The organism is Streptomyces sp. SID1328 (assembly GCF_009865595.1).
In the GTDB taxonomy this organism is placed as follows: Bacteria; Actinomycetota; Actinomycetes; order Streptomycetales; family Streptomycetaceae; genus Streptomyces; species Streptomyces griseoluteus.
The window spans coordinates 1-3,080 of record NZ_WWKH01000399.1; the positions used below are offsets into that span (position 1 = coordinate 1).

Annotated in this window: 4 protein-coding genes; 3 read left to right on the forward strand and 1 reads right to left on the reverse strand. The window is 73.7% G+C overall.

Translation table 11 applies throughout. From position 1 onward, the window contains the following. Positions 1–999 (reverse strand): serine/threonine-protein kinase (locus GT030_RS11935; protein ID WP_202459993.1); only part of this gene is annotated, 999 nt, incomplete at its 3' end. A gap of 205 nt (positions 1,000–1,204) precedes the next feature. Here GT030_RS11935 and GT030_RS11940 point away from each other — a divergent pair. The 3 genes from GT030_RS11940 (at position 1,205) to GT030_RS11950 (ending at position 2,947) form a co-directional block, all read left to right on the forward strand. Beyond that, entirely contained in the window at positions 1,205–1,516 is a 312-nt protein-coding gene (locus GT030_RS11940) for an SH3 domain-containing protein (protein WP_161201086.1), read from the forward strand. Between the two features lie 45 nt (positions 1,517–1,561). Next, complete coding sequence (locus GT030_RS11945; protein ID WP_161201087.1) at positions 1,562–2,074, forward strand: EamA/RhaT family transporter; 513 nt, start codon at positions 1,562–1,564, stop codon at positions 2,072–2,074. A gap of 75 nt (positions 2,075–2,149) precedes the next feature. Beyond that, on the forward strand, positions 2,150–2,947 hold the full coding sequence (locus GT030_RS11950) for a class I SAM-dependent methyltransferase (RefSeq protein ID WP_161201088.1): 798 nt from the start codon (positions 2,150–2,152) through the stop codon (positions 2,945–2,947). Positions 2,948–3,080: the final 133 nt, after the last annotated feature.

Genomic DNA, 3,080 nt, shown 5'->3' on the forward strand with positions numbered 1-3,080 from the left:
GACGGCCAGCACCGCAGCGGTCGCCGCCAGCACCGCCCGCCCACGCCACCGGCGCCGCTTCGGCGGGGCCGGCTCGGGCGCGACACCGGGCTCCTCTTTCAGCGGGGCAGCCTCATCCCCGTCCGCCACTCCCTCCCGCTGCGCCGGTATGAACGCCTGCGTGTCGTACGACGCCGCCACCGAGCGCAGCGCCAGCATCAGCTCGTCCGGCGTCGGCCGGTCCTCCGGCTCCTTCGCCAGACACCGCCGCACCAGTGATGCGAGGCCGGCCGGCACCCCGGTCAGCTCCGGCTCGTCATGCACCACCTGATAGGCCACGACATACGGACTGTCCGAGTCGAACGGCCCCCGCCCGGTCGCCGCGTGCACGATCACCGACCCGAGCGCGAACACGTCCGCCGCCGGCCCCACCTCCCGAGGCCGCCGGAACTGCTCCGGCGCCATGAACGGCGGCGTACCGATCAACTTCCCCGTCTCGGTGCGCAGTTCGCTGTCCTTCGGCCGGGAGATCCCGAAGTCGATCACCTTCGGCCCGTCCTCGGCCAGCAGCACGTTCCCCGGCTTGAGATCCCGGTGCACCACACCGACCCGGTGGATGTCCCTCAGCGCCTCGGCGAGCCCGGCCATCAGCCGCCGCACCTGCGCGGGCTCCATCGGACCGTTCCGCTTCACCTCCTGCGACAACGTCGGCCCGGGGATGAACAGCGTCGCCATCCACGGCCGCGCCGCCTCCGGGTCCGCGTCCACCACCGGCGCGGTGAACGCACCGCTCACCCGCCGCGCGGCCGCCACCTCCTGCCGGAACCGCCCCCTGAACTCGGGGTCCCGCGCGAACTCCGCGTGCACCACCTTCACCGCCACCCGCATCCCCGAGGCGCTGCGGGCCAGATGCACCACGCCCATCCCGCCGGAACCGAGCTGCGTCTCCAGCCGGTAGTGGCCGGCGTACTCCGGAAGTTCCGCTTCCGCGCCGGCTCCGGTGCTGTGCCGTGGCGCCATGGACCACCCCCGTGCTCATCGGCCGCGCGCGCGACGAAAGGAGCCTATTCGATTGCCCGTACGACACCGAGGCGGCTTGCTAACCTCCGCCTGCGAGTCGCGGCGCAGCCGTGGCCCGCCCGCCCGTCCGGCACCGGTACACGATGCCCGGCGAGCGGTGTCACCACCCCGTGGCCGTCACGGGGTGTCACGGGGGAGGTATCTCATGTCCGACGACCACGCGCCGACGATCCTGGCCGAACCGGCCGCAACCACCGCCACGGCCTCCGCGCCCCGCTTCCCGATCGCACCGGGCGCCGCCCTGAACGTCCGCAGCGGCCCCGGCACCGGCTACGGCATCGTCCGCACGCTGCCCGCCGGCTCCACCGTCACCATCTACTGCCAGACGCCCGGCACCACGGTGACCGGCCCGTACGGCACCTCGAACATCTGGGACAACATCGGCTCCGGCGAGTACGTGTCCGACGCCTATGTGCACACCGGCAGCGACGGCTACGTGACCGGCCGCTGCGGCTGACGCCCCGCCCCGGAGCCCGTCGGACGGCGGAGCCATAATCGACGCGTGAGCGACGAGACCGGCACCGACACCACCCCGGCGGGCTCCACGGGCGGCCCCCGCCCCGAACCCCTCCGCTTCTTCGGCACGACCTGGGTGGACCACACCGGCGGCTACGCGGTCCGCCGCGCCGCCGTCGCCCTCGTCGCCCTCGCCGCGGCCGCTGTCTCCTGCCTGATCCTGCGCCTCGCCTACCAGGGCCTCCAGATCGCCGGGACCGGTTCCTTCGTGACCGTCCTGGTCATCGTCATGTTCGCGGTGTGCAGCGCCCTCGCTTTCCGCACCACCTGGGACAACTTCGGCCGCCGCCCCGACCCCGAGCGCCAGGCCCGCCTGCGCGGCCTGCTCGCCGTCGGCTTCGTCGGCACCCTCCTCGCCTGGTCCGCCCGTTCCCTCACCGAGGCGCCCGGCGAGAAACTGCACCGCACCGAGTACGACACGGCCCGCGCCGAGTACGAGCGCACCCAGTCCCGGCGCACCGGCAACCCCGCGAAGGCCCGCAAGAAGCGCCGCGCCTGACCCCGGCGGCGGCACCGGGGCGACCGGCCCGAAACCACTGTCCCCACCGGCCCCGCGCCGAGCACCATGGGCGGCATGACCGCACCAGAGGCCCCCACCGCCAGCGCCCGCGCCCACTCCTTCAACGCGGCAGCCGCGCAGTACGCCGAGAACCGCCCCTCCTATCCGCCCGCGCTCTTCGACACCATCGAGGAACTCACCGGCCGCCCCCTGACCGGAGCCCGAGCCGTGGACGTGGGCGCGGGCACCGGCATCGCCACCGAACTGCTGCGCCGGCGGGGCGCCGACGTGGTCGCCGTCGAGCCGGGCGCGGGCATGGCCGCCGAGTTCCGCCGCCGGAACCCGCACATCCCACTGGTCCGGGGCAGCGGCGACGCCCTCCCCGTTGCCGACGCCCACGCCGACCTCGTCACCTACGCCCAGGCCTGGCACTGGACCGACCCGGACCGCTCGGTGCCGGAGGCGCTGCGCGTGCTGCGGCCGGGCGGGGCGCTCGCGCTCTGGTGGAACACCGACGCCACGGACGTCGAGTGGATCGCCGCGGCCGCCGCGCGCGCCGCCCGCTTCCTCGGTCTGCCCGTGCACACCGAGCAGCGCAAGGCCGCCGACCGAGTCTCCGCCGCCGATCCCAGCGGCCGGCTCGACTTCATCCGGCGCTCGGTCCGCTGGAGCCGTCACGTGCCGCTCGACACCCACCTGGCCAACATCGGCAGTCATTCCGCTTTCCTCCTCGCCCCCGAGCCCGCCCGCACCGAATTCCTCGAAGCCGAGCGCGCCCACCTGATCAAGGTCTTCCCCGACGGCCTGGTCGAGGAGACGTACGAGGTGGTTCTGCTCGTCGCCACCACCCCGGAATCCCCGTCCCGCCCCTGACCAGCCCCGGAGCCGGCCCTGACACATCCCTGAGCCGAAACGGCCCGACCCTGACACGGCCCGTTGACGGCGCCCCTTGACGGCACCCCGGCTCGGGCACATTATTCATCACGTGATGAATAATGTGCCCGAG

Excerpts from the sequence above, each read along its gene's own strand:
- GT030_RS11940 (WP_161201086.1), top strand. The coding sequence starts at position 1,205 with ATGTCCGACGACCACGCGCCGACGATCCTGGCCGAACCGGCCGCAACC.
- GT030_RS11950 (WP_161201088.1), top strand. The coding sequence starts at position 2,150 with ATGACCGCACCAGAGGCCCCCACCGCCAGCGCCCGCGCCCACTCCTTC.